Annotated in this window: 18 protein-coding genes and 1 pseudogene; 4 read left to right on the plus strand and 15 right to left on the minus strand. The window is 46.4% G+C overall.

Features of this window, described 5'->3' with window-relative positions; all coding sequences use genetic code 11:
- Positions 1-49 precede the first annotated feature (49 nt).
- The 7 genes and pseudogenes from O9139_RS23685 to phnW form a co-directional block, all read right to left on the minus strand.
- A complete protein-coding gene (locus tag O9139_RS23685) occupies positions 50-1,165 on the minus strand; it encodes a Ger(x)C family spore germination protein (RefSeq protein ID WP_270884227.1) in 1,116 nt (371 codons plus the stop codon).
- On the minus strand, positions 1,162-2,259 hold the full coding sequence (locus O9139_RS23690) for a GerAB/ArcD/ProY family transporter (RefSeq protein ID WP_270884228.1): 1,098 nt from the start codon (positions 2,257-2,259) through the stop codon (positions 1,162-1,164). Before O9139_RS23690 ends, O9139_RS23685 begins: the two co-directional genes overlap by 4 nt.
- Positions 2,252-3,820 carry a spore germination protein gene (locus O9139_RS23695; protein ID WP_270884229.1) on the minus strand — a complete coding sequence of 523 codons (1,569 nt, stop codon included), beginning with the start codon at positions 3,818-3,820 and terminating at the stop codon, positions 2,252-2,254. Before O9139_RS23695 ends, O9139_RS23690 begins: the two co-directional genes overlap by 8 nt.
- Before the next feature lie 411 nt (positions 3,821-4,231).
- The gene (locus tag O9139_RS23700; protein ID WP_270884230.1) at positions 4,232-4,447 is read right to left on the minus strand and encodes a CDGSH iron-sulfur domain-containing protein; all 216 of its coding nucleotides are present in this window, start codon (positions 4,445-4,447) and stop codon (positions 4,232-4,234) included.
- A gap of 62 nt (positions 4,448-4,509) precedes the next feature.
- On the minus strand, positions 4,510-5,295 hold the full coding sequence (locus O9139_RS23705; RefSeq protein WP_270884231.1) for a DeoR/GlpR family DNA-binding transcription regulator: 786 nt from the start codon (positions 5,293-5,295) through the stop codon (positions 4,510-4,512).
- On the minus strand, positions 5,286-5,525 hold the full coding sequence (locus tag O9139_RS23710; RefSeq protein WP_270884232.1) for a hypothetical protein: 240 nt from the start codon (positions 5,523-5,525) through the stop codon (positions 5,286-5,288). Before O9139_RS23710 ends, O9139_RS23705 begins: the two co-directional genes overlap by 10 nt.
- A 111-nt stretch (positions 5,526-5,636) precedes the next feature.
- A pseudogene (gene phnW, locus O9139_RS23715) lies at positions 5,637-6,644 on the minus strand (2-aminoethylphosphonate--pyruvate transaminase); the annotation flags it as partial.
- 135 nt (positions 6,645-6,779) lie between these two features.
- On the opposite strand from phnW, the gene O9139_RS23720 reads away from it, so the two are divergent.
- Genes O9139_RS23720 through O9139_RS23735 form a run of 4 tightly spaced genes read left to right on the plus strand, consistent with a single transcriptional unit; the run spans position 6,780 to position 11,318 of the window.
- Positions 6,780-8,246, plus strand: a complete 1,467-nt coding sequence (locus O9139_RS23720) for a spore germination protein (protein WP_270884233.1) — start codon at positions 6,780-6,782, stop codon at positions 8,244-8,246.
- Positions 8,247-8,272: 26 nt separating this feature from the next.
- The gene (locus tag O9139_RS23725) at positions 8,273-9,340 is read left to right on the plus strand and encodes a Ger(x)C family spore germination protein (protein ID WP_270884234.1); all 1,068 of its coding nucleotides are present in this window, start codon (positions 8,273-8,275) and stop codon (positions 9,338-9,340) included.
- Positions 9,330-10,430 carry a GerAB/ArcD/ProY family transporter gene (locus O9139_RS23730; RefSeq protein WP_270884235.1) on the plus strand — a complete coding sequence of 367 codons (1,101 nt, stop codon included), beginning with the start codon at positions 9,330-9,332 and terminating at the stop codon, positions 10,428-10,430. Before O9139_RS23725 ends, O9139_RS23730 begins: the two co-directional genes overlap by 11 nt.
- A gap of 21 nt (positions 10,431-10,451) precedes the next feature.
- A complete protein-coding gene (locus tag O9139_RS23735) occupies positions 10,452-11,318 on the plus strand; it encodes a GerAB/ArcD/ProY family transporter (RefSeq protein ID WP_270884300.1) in 867 nt (288 codons plus the stop codon).
- Here O9139_RS23735 and O9139_RS23740 read toward each other — a convergent pair.
- The 8 genes from O9139_RS23740 to O9139_RS23775 form a co-directional block, all read right to left on the minus strand.
- Positions 11,315-11,749, minus strand: coding sequence for a VOC family protein (locus O9139_RS23740; protein WP_270884236.1), 435 nt, complete (start codon positions 11,747-11,749; stop codon positions 11,315-11,317). The two genes, O9139_RS23735 and O9139_RS23740, sit on opposite strands and share 4 nt — an antisense overlap.
- A 65-nt stretch (positions 11,750-11,814) precedes the next feature.
- Positions 11,815-13,116 carry a pyrimidine-nucleoside phosphorylase gene (locus O9139_RS23745; protein WP_270884237.1) on the minus strand — a complete coding sequence of 434 codons (1,302 nt, stop codon included), beginning with the start codon at positions 13,114-13,116 and terminating at the stop codon, positions 11,815-11,817.
- 55 nt (positions 13,117-13,171) lie between these two features.
- Positions 13,172-13,879 carry a purine-nucleoside phosphorylase gene (gene deoD / locus O9139_RS23750; protein ID WP_270884238.1) on the minus strand — a complete coding sequence of 236 codons (708 nt, stop codon included), beginning with the start codon at positions 13,877-13,879 and terminating at the stop codon, positions 13,172-13,174.
- Positions 13,880-13,913: 34 nt separating this feature from the next.
- Positions 13,914-15,092 (minus strand): NupC/NupG family nucleoside CNT transporter, encoded by a 1,179-nt coding sequence (locus tag O9139_RS23755; RefSeq protein ID WP_270884239.1) that lies wholly within the window; start codon positions 15,090-15,092, stop codon positions 13,914-13,916.
- A 92-nt stretch (positions 15,093-15,184) separates the two neighbouring features.
- Entirely contained in the window at positions 15,185-15,580 is a 396-nt protein-coding gene (locus tag O9139_RS23760; RefSeq protein WP_270884240.1) for a cytidine deaminase, read from the minus strand.
- Positions 15,581-15,858: 278 nt separating this feature from the next.
- The gene (locus tag O9139_RS23765) at positions 15,859-16,224 is read right to left on the minus strand and encodes a carboxymuconolactone decarboxylase family protein (protein WP_270884241.1); all 366 of its coding nucleotides are present in this window, start codon (positions 16,222-16,224) and stop codon (positions 15,859-15,861) included.
- On the minus strand, positions 16,217-16,600 hold the full coding sequence (locus tag O9139_RS23770; protein WP_270884242.1) for a MerR family transcriptional regulator: 384 nt from the start codon (positions 16,598-16,600) through the stop codon (positions 16,217-16,219). The genes O9139_RS23765 and O9139_RS23770 overlap by 8 nt, the downstream gene beginning before the upstream one ends.
- 86 nt (positions 16,601-16,686) lie before the next feature.
- Positions 16,687-17,487, minus strand: a complete 801-nt coding sequence (locus O9139_RS23775; RefSeq protein ID WP_270884243.1) for a TIM barrel protein — start codon at positions 17,485-17,487, stop codon at positions 16,687-16,689.
- Positions 17,488-17,510 lie beyond the last annotated feature (23 nt).

Raw genomic sequence — 17,510 nt, forward strand, 5'->3', positions numbered from 1 at the left:
GTCTGCATTATAGCTTAGGAATAGAGCCCGCGGCTATCTCCACCTTTTCTCAATTAAATACGCCATGTTTGGTGATTTCAACCGTGACATGCGCCTTGAAGTTTAAATCGGGATAAACTTTCTCCCAGCTTGTTTTATCCCAAGCGGCATGATGGTAGGCGCGAATGTAGCTGCCAATGCCGAGAGCGTCCGAATTGGCTTGTTGCATCATCTTAATGATCGCATTCGCTTGTTCGGTAAGCCGTTCAGCGATCGTTTGCGTCAACGCCTTTATCTTCTCGGAGACGAGATCGTTCTCATGATACTCCATAATCTCTATTTTCAAATGCATGGACAAATCTACAGACATAGCATGAATCTTGTTCCCGCTGATAGAAAGATCGCGCTTGGAATTAAGCACGTTGATCATCAAAAAGTTTCGGATATCAACATCGCTGCCTTCATGGATCTTCAGTTTGATCCACGCTCTTTTGGCCAATTGGTCCGCCATTAATAGATAAAGCGTTGAATCCAGTACCGGGATAAATTGACCTGTGTATTTATGTTCATTGAACATGGCCAACCCAATGATCTTAGCTTCCGTTTCCTCCGGTTCAATGAGCGGCAGCACGAAGTCTGTTCCCGGATCCAGGATGTCTGAGATAAGCGGTCTGGACTGCTTCGGAAGGATCGTCGTATCCTGTTCGCTCGTGATCAGCTCGTTTAGATACTCGCTCATCGTTTTCTTATCCTCCGGCTTCAGCGAAAGGACCTCGCTGGCTTTCCCATGCACTACCGCAGCGTTAGCCAGAAGCGAGCTTTTCGGATCGCGGTAAAAGATATCAAGACCTGTATAAATATCTTGCTTCGCATACTCTTCTCCGAATAAAAGCACCAATAGCTTGGAAGCATCCATCGTTTCCGCCACTTTATGATTAATAATATTTCTCGCGTCCCGTGGTGTATCTCCTTCTGTGATCACGACTTGGTTTCCTTTTACTTCCATCCCGCCAGCGCTAGGTGAAAAGATGGGTATCGTGATCGTCTGAATGATCTTGCCCTCAGGCGCCAGATCAAAGCCTGTCGCCATGGCCAGCTTCACATCTTTGAGATTGTGCTGATCCCAGCAGCCGGCGAGCAAAGACATAGAGACAAGTGCGGTCATAGAGGTTTTAACCATTTTCATACGGGATCATCTCCTGATCTCCCTCGCACCATGGCAATCATTAATAGGACTCCAGGCAGCACAAGGATGAACAAATAGCTCATGTAAGTAGCAATCTTATTGAATAGAGCAACCTTGTGCTCATCCGTGGGGAAAAAAAATGAAAGCATAAACAGAAGGGCTGCGATGACGTATACAAAAGTAGATCTACTCACCTGCGAAAGTAAACTATTCAGCGCACTCGCCGTTAAATATAGATAGGTCATGAAAGAAGTGCCGACACATACAATCCATATCGAAAAAAAGAGCAAATCCGTTCTTTCGATCATATGGAAGGTGCGATACTTCATGACATAGAGAACGGGTTCGGACACGAATCGCATAACAGCCGGTCCCAGATAGGCGAGACAGACGAACGTCAAGAGGGTATAGAACACAGTCACTATGCCATTGGCCAGTAAAGCCGCTTTTATTTTGCCGGCATGTCCGCCTAAGCTATGAGGTAAAATGACGAGCAGCACTTCATATCCCAGAAATGAAATGATGGCATGATGAACTCCGCCTAGAATAGCAAGCATTCCGCTATTTCCTATGGGAAGAATCGATAAATAATTAATGTCTTTGGCAACGGTAATGATTAAGAACAGAAGTACGATTAACATGGTCGAAGCCAGAAAAAAAAATCGGGCCATGACCCTTAGATGATCAACGACACCATACACACAAACAGCAATCATGATTAAAGTGACAAGCCACATTGGGGTGCGCGGCAATATCCAAATATTAACTAACCGGACAAATAACAAGACAATCAAGGTCGCTATCGTGAAAAAATAAATGCTGTACGCGATTTTGAGGCCGTACGCTCCATACTTGCCAACAGTGATCCGCAGCATCTCAAAAAAGGATTGACCCGGAAAGCGGCGGTAGAGAAGCCAGATCAGCCATATATTGATCTGGACAAAAAATCCGGCCACAATGACCGAAATCCACGCATCGTTGCCTGCGGCGTTGAACAAGTAGTAAGGCAAAGAAATAACCCCAATGCCGATTTGGCTTTGCAGCGTCATGATAAATAATTGAAATAGAGAAATCTTCTTCTCCGGACTACTCACGCTTCTTCCACGTCCTTGATAGGGATTGTTGCCGCTCTTTCACAGGGTGAGCGTCCAAGGGTCTGGTATTCAGCTTCCATACGGGCATTCGAACAACAGAGTCTTTAAGATCCTTCCAACGGAAAGGAGCAATGGGAGCAAAATAAGCCGCCCCAAACGATTCTAACTTACATAGATGAAGGAATATCACCATCAGACCAAACACAATGCCTACAAATCCAATGGCTGACGCTGCAAGCATTATAGGAAACCGCAACAGTCGGACAGCTCCGCTCATCTCATTCGAGGGTACGACATATGACGCAATAGCTGTCGTCGCCACGACCACGATCATCGTATTCGAAACTAAGCCTGCTTTGACAATCGCATCCCCGATCACAAGACCGCCGACTATGCTTATCGTAGGCCCGATGGAAGAAGGAAGGCGTAGTCCCGCTTCGCGGATGAGCTCAATCGTCAGTTCCATGATCAAGGCTTCGATTAATGGCGGATAAGGAATCCTGTCCACTGCTCCTTTGACAGTTAACACCAGGCCTTCTGGGAGCACCTCAAAGTGAAATCCGATTACCGCGATATAGAAGGCAGGGAGTGAAATAGCAATCAGGAAACTGCATAGCCGAATGACCCGAATAAAGGACCCGATTAGTGTTCGGCTGTTATAATCGTCCGGGGACTGATAGAACGAGAAAAAATTGACGGGAGCGATAATGACCGTTGGGGTTCCATCGACAAATACAGCGATTCTCCCCTCGATGAGGTTAGCGCAAACGCGATCCGGCCGTTCCGTGTACAGCGTCTGCGGAAACGGTGAAAATGTCGAGTCTTCAATAAACTCCTCGAAATACCCGGGACTGAACACCATGTCGGAAGAAATGCTCGCCACTCGGCTGCGAATGTTGCCCACCACTTCTTCATTGGCGATTCCTTTCATATACGCAATAGCGACTCTCGTATTGGTTGTCTCCCCGAGCGTCACATGTTCGATATACAGATGGCGGTTTTTCGTTCGCTTTCGTAATAGGTTTAAGTTGATCGCAATATTCTCAACAAAACCGATGTGTGCCCCTCTGACAATGGCTTCGTTCTGCGGTTCGTCCGGACTTCGGTCAAAATTGGCTGCCGCTTCAATTAAACGGGCAGTCGGCTCCCCATCCAACAAAAAGATGGCAAAGCCATTGAGCAATTTTTTGGTGACTTCCTCCAATTGCATCGTTGTAGGGAGATGATCCACGGCGAAAGCGTTTATATCCGGATCCGAGCCATGCGCAAGCGGAATAAACAATTTTTGATCCAACTTTTCGGCATCGACAAGGGTCTCCAAATAAAGGACACTGCAGGCTGTGTCGTTTAACGTAAAGGGATATGTTTTGAGATCTTGTGTATGATGAAAAAAAGAAAATATATAGTTGACATTATCACTAACGCTGGGAAATACTTGAGCGTCCGTAGAGCCGGAGGGTTGGAACTGGGGCTGTTGATTCATGGGTTCACTGGGCTGACCGTGCCGATCGGGCTGACCATGCTGACCGTACCGGCGGGGCTTAAGCTTCAAAAAATCCATTTATGTTCACACATCCATCATTCAAAGTCACGTTTCGATTCCACTGTGGCTCGCTAGAAACATAATAAGTTACAGTATTGACATGTGAATGCGGATTAAATACCTTACCGCCGACATAAAAACTTTCATGACCCTCGACCGTCACAGGTCGCTATAAGCACGTTGCGCAAAGCGGTTGTGAGGCTGGAGTCCGAATTAGCCCAACGATTATCGTCAATCGTGCCTTAGCTTCGCCTGCAGTCAGATTTCACCCGCTTACTGGTGCAAATTTCGCTTTTGGCAGCAGTGAACCGTGCTCCAGTTCCGCTAAACCGGACTGCAGTGTCTGTCTGCGGACCGTACACAAAAAAAAGAAACCTCACTCCGGGTCCTAAGACCTTAAAGATGAGGTTTCTCGGGTAATTCCATAACTTATGCCTGCTTCGCACGCGGCGCGCTATCGAAGCCGATCGACTTGTGCGTGCCGTCACAAAACGGCTTGTTCGCTGATGCTCCGCAACGGCACAGCGAGAATGCTTCTTTGTGTTCGAACGGGTTGCCTTCAGCATCCACCAACTCAACTACGCCTGTTACGCGAAGCGACCCGTTGTCGTTCACTTTAATGATGACTTTGTTTTCGTCTGCCATAAGTACCTCCTATATCCTCTTGTCATTACAATTATATCCATATTCCAGAAGCTAAACCAGTCTCAGTTTGCCGTAATCCAGGCGACATCCTTATGGGCCAATTCCTCCTCCCACTCCTTCGGAGCAGGCACATCGCTGACGATCATATCAATATGCTTCAGATCAGCGATTTTGTAGAACTGAACGAGGCCGAATTTGGAGCTGTCGGTGACAACGATGCTGCTTTTCGCATGCGCCATCAGTTTCTGCGCCAGTTGCCCGCGCTCTTCGTCGAAACTGGTGATCCCCTTGTCCAGCATCATGCCGTCGATGGAGATGAACGCTTTGTCCGCATAGAAGTTCTCGACCATCTTTTCCGCCAGCGCCCCAACAACGCGCGATTGCTCGGAGCTGACCTTGCCGCCAATAAAGAAAATATCGCCCGAAAACAATTCTTTGTTTTTATAATCAATTAATAAGTACAATGCTGCGACGGAGTTCGTCAGAACGGTAATCTGTTTCTTGTTTAACAAATACTCGATAATCTGCAGCGTCGTGGACCCATCGTCGATGAAGATCACATCATTGTCCTCGACCAACGTCGCGGCTGCTCTGCCAATTCTGCGCTTCTCATCGGCGTGCAGCACTTCCCTCTTCAGATGCGAAGGCTCCTCGCGGGACAGATTGATTTTCACGGCGCCGCCATACACGCGTTTCAGCTTGTTCTCGGCTTCCAACTCCTCCAAGTATCGGCGGATCGATTCGGAGGAGACCCCGAGCTTGTCTACCAGCTCATTGGTCTTAACCTTGCCTTCGAGATTTAGCTGATTCAGAATAAAATTTTTACGCTCTTCACCGATTAAAGACATCTTAAAGCCCCCAATTCACAAACAGCTTTGATTTGATCATCTTCCAGGGCCGTGTACACCGTCAATTCTTTGCTCGTTGTATCCACGTTTGACGCTGCCCCTGCACTTGCCGCCGGGCTGGCCGCCGCTCCCGCCTTGTTTGTTCCTGTGTTGCCTGCTTGTCCTCCACATGCAGATAACAACAATACTGCACTCAAGATGGCCGCTATGCCGATTAATGATTTTTTCATCGCTTTGGATTCCTCTCCGTAGTTGGCTTATAAGTTAACTATAATGGATTATTGTAAACTCTCTATTAAAACCAAGTGAAATAATTGATTTCTCGTTTTGTTTTATGTGATTCACTTTGTTTCCCAAAACAATTGCACTTCGACGCCTTGCAGCAGCCGTTCGATATCCGCAAGATGTACGTCGCCGATATTCCCGATCCGGAACGTCGGTGCTGCGGTAATTTTGCCGGGATAGATGACGAACCCTTCCGACTTCATGCGGGCATAGAACGACTCGAAGGAAAACACAGGCGATTCGGGATATAAGAAAGACGTAATGATCGGTGATTGTAGCTGCTGCGGGAGCAGTGTGCGGAAGCCTAATCGCTCCATGCCTGCTACCAGCGTCTTCTGGTTACGCGTGTAGCGCTCATAACGGCTTGGCACGCCGCCTTCCTCTTCCAGCTCCTGCAGAGCTTGATCAAAGGCGCGGACAGTATGCGTTGGCGATGTAAAGCGCCACTTGCCTTCGCCTTCTTCCATCGTTGCCCACTGGTCATACAGATCCAGCGACAAGGAACGCGCGTTGCCTTTACAGGATTGCAGCAACTGTGTGCGGGCAACGATAAAGCCAAAGCCTGGCACGCCTTGGATGCACTTGTTGGCGCTGCTGATCAAGTAATCAATATCGAGCGCGGCAACGTCGATCGGCACGCCACCGAAGGAGCTCATCGCGTCGACGATAACCGTTTTGCCGAACTGCTTGGCAACTTGCGCGACTTCTGCGATCGGGTTCACCATGCCTGTTGTTGTCTCGACATGCACAACAGCTACATGTGTAATCGCTACGTCTTCCTGCAGCTTCGCCCTCAGCACTACAACTTCAACAGGATTGGTTTCCCCTGCATCCAATACGACCGTAGCGATGCCGAGGACTTCGGCCATCTGGGCCATTCTTTTGCCGTAAGCGCCGTTCGCCAGCACAAGCAGTTTTCCACCTCTTGGGATTGCCGAGCCGATTACCGATTCCACGCAAAAGGTGCCGCTGCCCTGCATCAGCACGGTCGTATAAGCTTCCGGCTGGCTGGAAGCCATCTGCACGAGCCGGCTGCGAATCGATTGCACCAGAACCCTGATTTGTGTTGCAACCAAGTCGAATTGGCCTTTCATCAAGTATGTGTGTTTCAGTTACTAATATTGTTATAACGCCGTGTATAATTTTCCATTTAAGTCAGCAACATAAGAACAATGCTATAACAGGGCGGTATGCGAAAAATGGAAAATATACGGGTTGCTTTAAAAGCAGCTTCCAAGTCGGATGATTTTATACAATCTGATATAACAATTCGACATACACTTTTTCATATGTCGTTTTACAATTCCATTATTAATCATGAAATGCTGCATCGGGACCTATTCACCGTTATTCAGCTCTCCCACGCAGCAATCCATGATTTGAACGATTTAAAAAATGTTATTCCCATTGAAGGTATCAAATTTTCATCAAACCTAAGTGAGATTTCCCTCAGTCTTCTTCAAGGATTCATTTATATACAATTGGATACTGATCTTAATGAAGGCTTACTGATTAATGTCTCCGATCCAGAGAAGGGTTATCGGATAAACAATTTATCGGAGAACGAGTACAGTGTCATCGGTCCGATGGTAGCTTTCGTGGAAGATCTGGATACGAATTTGAATTTACTGAGGAAGGAAATTATCTCGGAAAAGCTGGTTTTTGAGGAACAAACCAAAGGTTCAATTTCCAAAACAAGAGTCGTTATCGCCTACATGGAAGGAATCGCTAATCCTCAGCTTCTCAACACGGTAAGGCAAAGACTTCGAGATTTGGACTTTGATGTCATCTTTGATTCCTCCACCCTTTCCCAGATTATAGCCGACATTTCCAATACACCGTTCCCTTTATTTTTATCAACCGAACGTGTGGATCGGGTGAAATTTGAGATGATTTGCGGACATGTAGCTGTATTAAGCAGCGGTTCCCCTTATGTCATAACAGGCCCTACCACCTTTTTTGATTTTTTTAACTCGCCGGAAGACTACTATTTGCCATGGGTTTTGGGATCTTTTTTTAGAATCATTCGTTATATGGGGGTTGCATTTTCTATTTTTGCATCGTCCATCTATGTATCGGTTATGACCTATCACTATACCATCGTTCCAAGAGCGCTGTTAGGCCCGATTATCGAGTCCAGATCAAACGTACCCTTCCCGCCATTTTTGGAAGTACTCTTAATGGAAATTACCGTTGAACTGTTGCGCGAAGCTGGAGCCAGGCTGCCAACAAAGGTCGGTCAAACGTTAGGGATCGTAGGAGGCGTCGTTCTCGGCCAAGCCGCAGTTCAAGCGGGCTTGACGAGCAATAACTTAATTATTATTGTTTCGCTTTCCGCGCTGGCGTCCTTCGCAACGCCGATTTTCAAGATGTCCAACACAATCCGCTTCCTTAGATATCCTATGATCTTGTTGGCGGGTGCTTGGGGCGGAATGGGAATGATGGTCGGTGTGATGTTTCTATTGGGTCATCTGCTGCGCTTAACGTCTTTCGGGACACCTTACCTTGTTCCGGTATTTCCATTTCGATACAAAGGTCTTAAAGAATCCATACGCGCCCCCTATAGCGCAACTTGGAATCGACCAAGTTTTTTACGTCCGCTCAACTTGAGGAGATATACCGTACAAAAGCATAAAGACATCGGTGACGATTACAGTAACGAATAAACATCGCTGCAAAGGAAATGGCATAAATGAAAAAGTTTGTAAGCATTCTTCTCGTTTGCTTCCTTATATCCGGATGTGCACGCCAAGAAATTATAGATCGAATTAAAATTCTGCAGTGCGTCAGTTTTGACGTCCAAGGAGATCTATTTAAATCAAGCGGCGCATACGCTTCCTATCAGAAGAAGGAACGTTTGCGGTTGATAACCGCAGAAGCGGAAACATTTTCCGGAGTTTGGCTCCCCCAAAATACGAAATCGGATCACCAAATCGTGACCGGGCAAATAAGGACATTCGTTATTAGTGAAAAGTTTGCAAGAAAAAGCATTCAAGCACTAGCCATGGGTCTTCTTCGAGATCAAAGCGTAAGTAATAACGTGACTATCGTTATAAGCAAACAAGAGATAAGCACAATCATGTCTGAAGCCTTAAAAAATCCCCCGTTTTATCTATCGGATCTAATTAAACAGAACATGGAAAAGGGGAGCACACCTTTGACAAATGCACATTTTATGCTTGATCAATATTATGGAGAAGGTCAAGATGTGTATTTACCTGTAGTGGATCAAGACGAAAAAGGCCTCATTCACATGGATGGGGTTGGCGTATTTTATGAAGACAAATTACGTCTTTTACTGACCGATAAAGAATCCTTCCTACTGAGACTCCTCAAAGAAAAATCAAAAACGATGACCGGCGCTTACGAATTCAGGGGGAGAGAAAATGAAGTCTATAATATAAGGATATTGCATGGAAAAAGAAACATATCGTATAAGGAGAAGGACTCTGTCATCATTTCTTTGAAACTATATATACAACTCAAAGAACTTCCAAAAGCAAAAAACGTTATCCGAAAAAGTGATTTGCTTGAACTTCAACATGACATCGAACAACATTTTACAAGTGAGATTAGTGATATGTTGAAAAAATTCCAAATGAATGCCGTGGATCCGATTGGTTTTGGCGAGCTTTACAGAAGCAATCATAGAAATTGGAACGAACAGGAATATAAAAATAAAACGTATCCTAACATCAAATTCGAAGTGAATTCAGAGGTAATTATTTCTCAAACGGGAGTTGGCATTGGTGCAGAATAGCGTGAAGGAAAATTACTTGGTTTCGGGATTTTTCGTGTTTTTCTTGATCTTTGCTACACAGTCTGGTATAGGAGGTCTAAGTTCTTCAAATGAAGTGTTTACATACTCGGGTCAGGATGCTTGGATCTCCGTGATCTTCATGGGTTTATGCCTTCATTTGATTATCTGGATGATTTATAGGATGCTTGGTAATCCCGCTAAGGACATCATTGACTTGCACCAAATGATTTTCGGGCGTTTCTTGGGTAATACCTTTTCGCTGCTAATGATCGGATATTTCTTCGTCTCAGCCTTATATGTCTTCCGGACTTATATTGGCATTGTACAGGTATGGATATTTCCGTCCATAAGAACCTGGGAATTGGCCGTCTTATTCATTTGTTTGATTTATTATCTTGTTTCCGGAGGATTCCGGGTTTTAACCGGACTTGCTTTTTTCTCTACCGTAACTGGTTTCCTATTGATTCCCCTCATTTATTTCCCGATTAAACTTGGAAACCTCAATTATTTAATGCCGGTATGGAATCATTCCGTTCCCGAAATGCTCAAGGCTTCTAAGGTTTCTTACGGTATCTTTATTGGATTTGAAGCCTTGCTCGTTTACTTCCCTTTTATAAAATCAGTTGAAAAGCAAGCGAAATGGGCCCATTTAGGCATGTTAACAAATACGATTCAATTCGTTATAATAACCATTTCCACTCTGCTGTATTACAGTCAGGGACTGCTTAAAAACACGCTCTATCCCCTTTTAGGCATAACCAAAATTATTGAGTTTGAATTCGTAGAAAGAATCGAATTTATATTTATATTTTGCTGGCTTATCTTGTTTTTTCCGTCACTTTGCATTTCAATCTGGAGCTGTACGAGAATTTTGAAGAGAGTCATGCATCTCAACCCCCGAACATCCTTAGTTATGATACTATCGATATTCTTCATTGTTGTTGTTCAGTTCAACGATAAATTAAAGGTTGATGCGTTAGGAAAGTTTACTATTAATATTGGCATATATTTTGTGTTCGCCTACATCCCATTACTATTTATCCTTTACTTGATCCGTAGTAAAAGAAAAGCGAAGTTGAATGCCGTTTAATTCGAACCTGACTTGCACCAGATGGTTTTCGGGCGCTTGTTGGGGAGCAGCATTTCGCTGCTTCTGATCGGCTATTACTTCCTCTCCGCCTTATACGTCTTTCGAACTTACATTGACATCGTCCAGGAATGGGTATTTCCCAACATCAGAACTTGGGAATTGGCCCTCATCTTCATTTGTTTGATTTTTTATTTGATTTGCGGGGGATTCAGGGTGTTATCCGGGCTTACTTTGTTCTCAACGATCACTAGCTTCATCTTGTTTCTCCTCATCTATTTTCCAATTAATTTGGGTAACCTGAGTCATTTAATGCCGGTATGGAACCATTCTTGTTCGGAACTTTTCCAGGCTTCCAAAGCTTCTTACGGGATTTATATCGGATTTGAAGCCTTGCTTGTTTACTTCCCCTTTATAAGATCCATTGAAAAACAAACGAAATGGGCCCATCTAGGCATGTTGACGAATACGTTACAATTCGTGGTTATAACCATATCCAACCTGCTGTACTACAGTCAAGGTCTGTTACGAAGAACGCTTTATCCCCTCTTAGGCGTAACGAAGATTATTGAATTTGATTTTGTAGAAAGAATTGAATTTATTTTTATCTTCTGTTGGGTCATCCTGTTCATTCCGTCACTTTGCATTTCAATCTGGTGCTGTACGAGAATATTGAAGAGAGTCACACATCTCAACCCTCGAACATCGTTAGTTTTCGTACTTGCGATCCTCTTCCTTGTTGTTGTTCAAATCAACGAAAAATATGAAGTTAATTCGCTAGGGGACTTTACTGTCCAGGCGGGATTTTATTTTGTGTTCGCCTACATCCCTGTGCTGTTTATTCTTTTTTTGATCCGCAGAAAAAGAAAAGCGAAGCTGAATGTGGCTTAATTCAACTTCGCTGTATGTCTCCTATTCTGGGGATGATCGTCCCTCAACTGCAGCAAATCCCACAAGTTCCCATATAAATCTTTAAAAACGGCGACAATACCGTAAGGCTGTTCTTTGGGCTCGCGAACGAACTTAATCCCTTTGGACAGCATGTCCTGATAATCTCTCCAGAAATCATTCGTGTTCAAAAATAAAAAGACTCTCCCCCCCGTCTGGTTGCCAATAAACATTTCCTGTTCCTCAGTCGACGCTCTGGCCAGCAATAAGGTGGTACCCACAGAACCCGGCGGCGAAACGACGACCCACCGTTTATCTTGTTCAGGCTGATACGTATCCTCAACTAAAGTAAAGTTCAACTTCTTTGTATAAAAATCGATGGCATCATCGTAGTCTTGTACCACTAAAGCGATATGAATAATGGATTGAAACACTTTGCCAACTCCCCTATTTGCAAATAAGGCTGCCGATCCCTTGCATCGACAGCCTCATTATGGTGTTATTCCTTTACAATGCCATGCACAAGCATAGGCGCATCCGCATGGTCGGCAATCCGGATATTCTCGTAAATCTTCTCCATGACATCCTTCACGTCCTCACGGTTCGCGTGAATCGTCACCAAAGACTCTCCAGCCTTTACAGGATCGCCGACTTTCTTATTCAGCATCAGGCCGACGGCCAGATCGATGTCGGATTCCTTCGTCGCACGGCCTGCGCCAAGCCACATGGCAGCCGTACCGATCTCATCAGCGACGATCTCCGCCACCACGCCATCGGATTTAGCTGGCACTTCAATGCGATAGGCTGCTTGCGGCAGCTTCTCCGGATGATCTACGACTGTCGGGTCGCCGCCTTGATTGGCAATGAACTCCTTGAATTTCTCCAAAGCTTTGCCGTTGCGGATTACTTCTTTCAGCATTTCTTCGGCTTCTTCGAGGGACGCTGCTTTGTTCGCCAAGAACACCATTTGCCGTCCAAGGGCAAAACAGAGCTCCTCCAGATCCTTCGGCCCCTCACCCTTCAGCGTATCGATCGCCTCTTTCACTTCCAGGGCGTTGCCGATCGCGTAACCCAGCGGTTGGCTCATGTCGGAAATGACCGCCATCGTCTTGCGGCCGACATTGTTGCCGATGCGGACCATCGCTTGCGCCAGCTCCACAGCATCCTCCGTCGTCTTCATGAAGGCCCCTGCTCCGGTCTTCACATCAAGTACGATGGCATCGGAGCCTGCGGCAATTTTCTTGCTCATGATGGAGCTTGCGATGAGCGGAATCGAATTGACGGTTGCCGTAACGTCGCGCAGTGCGTAAAGCTTCTTATCCGCCGGCGTCAAGTTGCCGGATTGGCCGATCACCGCGATTTTGTGCTTGTTCACCAGCTGGACGAATTCCTCTTTGCTGATCTCCACGTGGAACCCGGCAATCGCCTCCAGCTTATCGATCGTGCCTCCGGTATGGCCGAGGCCACGACCGGACATCTTCGCCACTGGGATGTCGAGCGCGGCAACCAGCGGCGCCAAGACCAGCGTCGTCGTATCGCCAACACCGCCGGTGGAATGTTTATCCACCTTCACGCCTTCAATCGCCGACAAGTCGATGGTTTCTCCGGAATTGACAATCGCCATCGTCAAATCGGCGCGCTCCCGTTCCGTCATATCCTTATAGAAGATCGCCATCGCCAGCGCACTGACTTGGTAGTCGGGAATTTGGTCGTTTGTGTATCCTTCAATAATGAAGTTTATTTCTTCGGTGGTTAATTCGCCGCCATCGCGCTTCTTCTCAATCAGATCCACCATTCTCATGTCTGATCACTCCTCACGTTTTATCTATGGGGCCCTGCCTATATATTCCAGTTTCTTACAAAGAAATCGCTGTGTCCAGTGCGACTTCCATCATTTCATTGAACGTCGTCTGGCGCTCCTCTGCAGTCGTTTCTTCACCTGTCAGCAGGTGATCGCTTACCGTCAAGATCGTCAACGCGTTCACGCCGAACTTAGCCGCGAGTGTGTAGAGCGCCGTCGTTTCCATCTCAACGCCGAGCACACCGTAATCCATCATCTTCTGTACAACGGATTTGTCATCGCGGTAGAACATATCGGAACTGAAAATGTTCCCGACATGCAGCTTCAAGCCTTTGCTCGTCCCACGGTCATAGGCGGCTTTCAACAGTGGAAAGCTGGCAATCGGGGAGTAATCGTAGCCGCTGAATTCATGACGGTTCATGCTGGAATCCGTGCAGCAAGCTTGGGCGAGAATGACGTCACGCACGCGCACATGATTCTGCATCGCGCCGCAGGTGCCGACGCGGAACAAATTTTTCACACCGTATTGGCTGATCAATTCATTCACATAGATGCTAATGGATGGAATACCCATGCCCGATCCTTGGACCGAGATGCGCTTGCCTTGGTAAGTCCCGGTGAAACCGAGCATACCGCGCACCTGATTATAGCAAGTGACGTCCTCCAGATAAGTTTCTGCAATATACTTGGCCCGCAAAGGGTCTCCCGGCAGCAGGATCGTTTCGGCGATATCGCCTGGTTGTGCTCCAATATGAACGCTCATGTTATTGCCTCCAAATCAAAAGTAGTTTACATGTTTATAGGAATAGCCCCGCTACTGTAGCGGATAAAACACTGACCATCGTAGCCCCGTACAGCAGTTTGAGACCGAAACGGGCCACGACGTTGCCCTGCTTCTCATGCAGTCCTTTCACAGCGCCGGCAATAATGCCGATGGATGAGAAGTTGGCGAACGAAACAAGGAATACAGATACAATACCGATGGTGCGCGCGGACATCGCGGTATGTTTGCCAAGCTCGAGCATGGCTACGAATTCGTTCGATACCATCTTCGTCGCCATGATCCCCCCAGCTTCCACCGCTTCCTTCCAAGGTACGCCCATAACGAAAGCGAACGGCGCGAAGATATAACCAAGCAGCACTTGGAAGGAGATTCCAAAGATGCCGGTGAAAATGCCGTTGATCAGGGCGATCAGCGCAACGAAGCCAATCAACATCGCCGCTACGACAACGGCTACCTTGAAACCGTCCATGATGTATTCGCCCAGCATCTCAAAGAACGACTGCTTCTCTTCTTCTTGAACTTCCAGTATATCTTCTTCTTTCGAAACGGTATACGGGTTCAGAATCGAAGCGATAATAAAGCCCCCGAACAAGTTTAACACAAGTGCGGTCACAACATACTTCGGATTAATCATCGTCATGTACGCGCCGACAATCGACATCGAAACCGTGGACATCGCGGATGCGCAAAGTGTGTACAAACGATGCTTCGGCAGCATACCGATTTGCTTTTTAACGGAGATGAATACTTCCGATTGTCCCAGAATGGCAGAAGCGACGGCGTTATAAGACTCCAACTTGCCCATTCCGTTGATTTTGCTAAGTATCAGACCGATGTATTTAATAATGAAAGGCAAGATTTTCGTGTACTGCAGAATCCCAATCAACGCGGAGATAAATACGATCGGCAAAAGCACCGATATGAAGAAGGTCATTTGGTTTTGATTGACAAGGCCGCCGAATACAAAGTTAACGCCTTCCGCCGCATAGGTCAACAGCTTCTCAAATATCGAGGCAAAGCCTCCGATGAGGAACTCGCCGACACTGGTATTCAGCAAGATAAAGGCAAGAAGAACCTGAATAACGATCAAGACGAAAAGAGGTCTGAAGCGAATTTTCTTACGGTCATTGCTAACTGCATACGTGAGTCCGAACACGACTAGCACACCCAGAATAGCGATCAAAAATCTCATGATGTAATTTCCTCCAAATGTTAATATGCTAAGTGTCGCTCTCATGAAGCGCTTACATTACGCTTGCAAGAAGAATGTCAGGCATTCCGGGCTTAAATCTTCTTCATATCATCTGCTTGAAACGCGCCTGGCAGCAGCTGCGCCATCGTCCACTCCTCGGTATTCCCATGGAGGTTCGTTAAATAAATTTTGGTATCGTGGTCGCAGAATTCTGCCAGCACTTGACGGCATGCTCCGCAAGGTGATACCGGTCCAGGTGTATCGGCGACAACGGCGATTGCTTCGATCTTGCGGTTGCCTTCGGAGACTGCCTTGAAGACGGCCGTCCGCTCCGCACAATTCGTCAAACCGTAGGAGGCATTCTCAATATTGCACCCTACATACACGTTCCCGCCGGATAATAACGCGGCGCCTACCTGGAAGTGAGAATAAGGAGTATATGCGTGCTTGCGAGCTTCAATGGCTTGTTGAATCAGCTGCTCTTTCATTTTTACTACCTCCCCAAACATTTCATCATAGATGACTGCAACACCATATTAGCACTGATCTGAACAAAAGTAAAATGTTAAATAATAATATGTTCAGTCTAGTTATTTTATCCAGCACAGCTGTTACAGCCCCACAATCATACTCTTTAAATATAACCAAAAACGCTGGGATCTATCGGAAACTTGTCCCCTAATTTCGCAGCATCCCCAAACGGCCTCCACTCGCCGATAAACAAAAAAACCCACGCCATGTGGCGAGGGGGAGATGCGTAGATGCTTTAACCTTCAGGAAATTGGTGCGATTTCAAAACATGCATGGCGTTGATTGCTGTCGGAAACCCCGCATACGGTACGGTTTGGATAATAATCTCTTCAATCTCTTCCGGGGTTAGACCTACATTTAACCCTGCACCCATATGAACTCGTAATTGCGGTTCCCTTCCACCGAGAACGGTTAACATGGCGATCGTGGCAATTTCACGTTCACGCAAGCTCAGCGTATCTCTACTATATATATCCCCGAAAGCAAACTCGACAATATAACGGCCGAGATCTCCCAACGGCGCAACCACTTCTTCTCCTGCTTTTCCATCGACCTCAGCCAATTTCATTAGACCTTTTGCATACCGACTTTCTTCAGCCATTCCGCTTCTCCCCCTCTAATTGTTTGTAGTGGTCAATCTTGTCCTCTAAGGCGCTTAGATTTCTGCTCCATTCGCTAATCTGCTTCTGAACAATTTGCGCATGCTCCTCTAATAAAACACGCCGTTGTGTAATGGTTTCATCTCCTTTGTAGCGCAAAGCTGCAAATTGCTGCATTTGCTGAATCGACATGCCCGTTGCTTTGAGGCGCTGCAAGAACTCAATCCACGCCACATCCGCCTCCGAATATAAGCGGTATCCGTTTGAACTACGCGCAATAGATGCAAGTAGACCCGCTTTTTCATAATAGCGGAGCGTATGGGCACTGGTCCCTGTTGTGTCTGCCATCTTTTTTATCGTTAACAATGTTGGTTTCATATAACGTAGTATAAACCTTAGAGCGCGCTCTAAGGCAAGAGGTAAATGGGATATATTGGCCAAACATTTGCAAAGTGCGGAAGGAATTAATTCGAAGCTGACCGAGTCTGCAGAAGGCTCGAATAATACGCGGCGCTCTCCACCATCGGTCTGCAATCGGTATGGTCGCCTGACAGACCGATTTCAAAAATAAAATCGTGATTCTCGGTATACGGAATCACCATCTTCCAATCGATCGCTCCTTGGCCGAGAGGCAGCGAGTCATGACGTATTCCCTTCGAGTCAACCAGATGAAAATAGCGGACGAATGGCGCCGTTCGCTGCAGCACCTGCTCCAGCTTCCCATTGTCACCGCGAAGCGAGATGAAGGTGTGCGAGACATCGACGTTCAGACGCAGCTTGAGCGGTACGATTAATTCATCGATCAGATATGGATTGCTGTAAGAAAAGAGCCCATCAATCGTGTCTTCCCATAGGAAGACATTTTGCCCGAAAGCTAGAATCTCCTCGATTTTGTATTTCATCTTGCTTAGTTCTAACGAAGAATCGTGCGCCGAGCTCGCTGTTCCCAAGTAATGGGCATGGATCACACACTGGATCTGCTCTTCTTGGCAGATAGCGGCAAGTGTCCGGGAAGAGTGCATGTAAAAACTTTGAACCTCTGGATCGGAGGATAAAATATCGAGATATTTGCCATTAATTTTGGCCGGATGATGAAGAAACACTTTGATGCCACGTTGTTTGAACAGCCGGATGACTTCCAGCAGCCGCGCCGGCGCGGCAAGATCGGCCGCCTCCAAGTGAAGCTCGATGATTTCCGGATCATACTGCAGCCGGTCTTCGATCGCTTTCTGACTCAAATTCGTTTTCAATCGCATGTATTTCATGGATCATCACCCTAATTTCAATG

Source organism: Paenibacillus aestuarii (assembly GCF_027789125.1).
GTDB classification, from domain to species: domain Bacteria; phylum Bacillota; class Bacilli; order Paenibacillales; family NBRC-103111; genus Paenibacillus_E; species Paenibacillus_E aestuarii.

Excerpts from the sequence above, each read along its gene's own strand:
- O9139_RS23720 (WP_270884233.1), top strand. The coding sequence starts at position 6,780 with ATGGAAAATATACGGGTTGCTTTAAAAGCAGCTTCCAAGTCGGATGAT.
- O9139_RS23765 (WP_270884241.1), bottom strand. The coding sequence starts at position 16,224 with ATGGCTGAAGAAAGTCGGTATGCAAAAGGTCTAATGAAATTGGCTGAG.
- O9139_RS23705 (WP_270884231.1), bottom strand. The coding sequence starts at position 5,295 with ATGTCTTTAATCGGTGAAGAGCGTAAAAATTTTATTCTGAATCAGCTA.
- O9139_RS23700 (WP_270884230.1), bottom strand. The coding sequence starts at position 4,447 with ATGGCAGACGAAAACAAAGTCATCATTAAAGTGAACGACAACGGGTCG.
- O9139_RS23745 (WP_270884237.1), bottom strand. The coding sequence starts at position 13,116 with ATGAGAATGGTGGATCTGATTGAGAAGAAGCGCGATGGCGGCGAATTA.
- O9139_RS23770 (WP_270884242.1), bottom strand. The coding sequence starts at position 16,600 with ATGAAACCAACATTGTTAACGATAAAAAAGATGGCAGACACAACAGGG.
- O9139_RS23710 (WP_270884232.1), bottom strand. The coding sequence starts at position 5,525 with ATGAAAAAATCATTAATCGGCATAGCGGCCATCTTGAGTGCAGTATTG.
- O9139_RS23760 (WP_270884240.1), bottom strand. The coding sequence starts at position 15,580 with ATGAAAGAGCAGCTGATTCAACAAGCCATTGAAGCTCGCAAGCACGCA.
- O9139_RS23725 (WP_270884234.1), top strand. The coding sequence starts at position 8,273 with ATGAAAAAGTTTGTAAGCATTCTTCTCGTTTGCTTCCTTATATCCGGA.
- O9139_RS23775 (WP_270884243.1), bottom strand. The coding sequence starts at position 17,487 with ATGAAATACATGCGATTGAAAACGAATTTGAGTCAGAAAGCGATCGAA.
- O9139_RS23685 (WP_270884227.1), bottom strand. The coding sequence starts at position 1,165 with ATGAAAATGGTTAAAACCTCTATGACCGCACTTGTCTCTATGTCTTTG.
- O9139_RS23755 (WP_270884239.1), bottom strand. The coding sequence starts at position 15,092 with ATGAGATTTTTGATCGCTATTCTGGGTGTGCTAGTCGTGTTCGGACTC.
- O9139_RS23695 (WP_270884229.1), bottom strand. The coding sequence starts at position 3,820 with ATGGATTTTTTGAAGCTTAAGCCCCGCCGGTACGGTCAGCATGGTCAG.
- deoD (WP_270884238.1), bottom strand. The coding sequence starts at position 13,879 with ATGAGCGTTCATATTGGAGCACAACCAGGCGATATCGCCGAAACGATC.
- O9139_RS23735 (WP_270884300.1), top strand. The coding sequence starts at position 10,452 with ATGGTTTTCGGGCGCTTGTTGGGGAGCAGCATTTCGCTGCTTCTGATC.